1 pseudogene is annotated in these 2,221 nt (G+C 70.8%); it reads right to left on the reverse strand.

Going from position 1 to position 2,221, the window contains the following annotated elements:
- Positions 1 to 138: 138 nt before the first annotated feature.
- Positions 139 to 2,221, reverse strand: a pseudogene (locus ACFRMQ_RS40265) (hypothetical protein); the annotation flags it as partial.

Here is a 2,221-nt window from a genome sequence, read left to right on the forward strand (position 1 = left end):
CAGGTCGAGACCGCCGACGCCGTCCGCGCCCCGTTCGGCGACTGGCTCGACGCGCTCGGGAACTGACACGGGGCGAGCGGCGCCGGCACCGGCCGGACAGGCCCGGCACCGGCGCCGCTCGGCTTCATCGCCGTCCGGTCAGCCCTCGGTGACCGTCAGGACGAGCGGGCCGCCGGGGACCGGCTGACTGCCGGGCATCCCGTAGGACGTGCGGAGCCACCCGGCATCGCTGATCTCGAAGCCGACGGTGTAGCTGCCGACGGCCATGCCGTACGGAACGTAGAGGTTCAGTGTCACCTGTCCGTCCGAGGAGGCGTTGGCGCTGCCGGAGCTCTGGCCCACGACGTTGCCGGAGCCGTCGTACACGTAGCTGTAGTACCCGCTGACCGGCGCCGTCGGGCTGACGACCTTCGCGATCACGTAGAGGGACCGGGAGCCGGCCTGGCTCTTCGGGAGGCTGGTGATGTTCAGCGAGGCCGAGGTCACCGTCGGCGGCGTGGTGTCCGGGACGCTGCTGACCGACACGCCCGGGTCCGGCGCGAAGTAGTCCGAGCCGTACAGGGCGATGTTGCCGGCGCCGTCGGTGACGAGGACCCCGGCCAGGGAGCAGGAGGCGGGCGAGCCGTTGCGGGACTGGCTCAGGGTGGCCGGCACCGAGAACCGGCCGTCGGGTTCCACCGACGGGGTCGTCGAGTTCTGGCCGCACGTGTAGTTCTGCCAGCGGAGCTCGATGGACCGGACCCCGTTCTGGGCGCCCTGGACGCGCATCAGCACCTTGAACGGCGCCGGCTGCCGCCAGCTGTTCAGCTCGTTCGGCGTGGTGCCGAAGCGGTCGGCGCTGACGGTGCCGTTGGTGGTGACGGTGACCGGCCGGGGGTCCTGCGGGGTGAAGGACTTCGTCTGGCCCGCGTTGTTGGTCAGGGAGACGGAGGAGATGCTCCACGTTCCGGCCGCGGCCCTGGCCGGCAGCAGGACCAGGACCGTGCAGGTCGGGTAGTTGACGCTCGACTGGCACGGGTAGCTCAGCTGCCCGTTGTGCGTGGAGTTCTCGAACGAGCCGTTCAGCGTCGCGCCGCCGGGCCCGGTCAGCGTGAGCGTCCCCTTCCAGAAGCCGGACTGCTGCTCCTGGATGCCGACGCTGTAGCTGAGGTAGGTGCTGTCGCCGACGTAGACGTACGGCGGACGCCCGTTGAGGTTGAGGTCGACGGACGGCTGGAGCGCGGTCGTGGTGGACACCTGGTGGGTGGCGGTGACCGTGTTGGCGAAGCCTCCGAGCGCGGAGCCGGAGAGCACCAGGCGCTGCTGGGTGCTGTTCTCGTAGGCGGTGACCAGGGAGACCGCCCACTTCGCGGTGGCCGAGCCGGCGTAGCGCGGGACGACGAAGGTGTAGCGGTAGGTCGCGCCGGCCGGGCCGCCGGACACGTAGTCGGCGCCCCCGAAGCCCTGGTTGTACTGCGAGTAGCTGGCCGAGTAGCTCTGGCCGACGTAGGTGTCCGGGGCGTCGCCCCGCTGGCGGATCACGATCGAGCCGCTGGTCTGGGTGGCGGCCGGGCTGGAGTCGGTGATCGTCCAGGTCACGGTGACGGGGGTGGCGGAGGCCGAGGCGTCGACGCTCTGGGCGGAGAAGCTCAGCGCGGACAGGCCGAGCTGGTCGCCGGCGCTGTAGTAGCCGGCGAGGTCGGCGATGACGTCGGTGGTGCCGACGTGGTTGAAGAAGGCGATCTTGCCGTCGGTGCCGACCGGGACGGTGACCAGGTTGGGGACGGTCTGCCGGGGCGAGAAGTTGAGGTTGGAGGCGGAGGGGACGGGCTTCCCGTTGGGGTAGACGGTGAGGAAGCTGTCGCTGGTGGGGTTGGTGACGGTGACGTTGAGGACGACGGCGGTGACGTTGTTCGCCGGGATGCCGGCGGTGCCGGTGACCTGGAGTCCGATGCTGCGGCCCTCGCCCACCGGTGCGGTGGCGCCGCCGGTGCCGGTCCCGTCGCGGGTGTCCAGCAGTCGCGTCGGTGCGTCGGGCTTCTGGAGCACACCACCGGTCCGCGGTGCCCCGGAGACGTAGTAGCCGGCGAGGTCGGCGATGACGTCGGTGGTGCCGACGTGGTTGAAGAAGGCGATCTTGCCGTTGCTGCCGACCGGGACGGTGACCAGGTTGGGGACGGTCTGCCGGGGCGAGAAGTTGAGGTTGGAGGCGGAGGGGACGGGCTTCCCGTTGGGGTAGACG

Source organism: Kitasatospora sp. NPDC056783 (assembly GCF_042789895.1).
Classification (GTDB): Bacteria; Actinomycetota; Actinomycetes; order Streptomycetales; family Streptomycetaceae; genus Kitasatospora.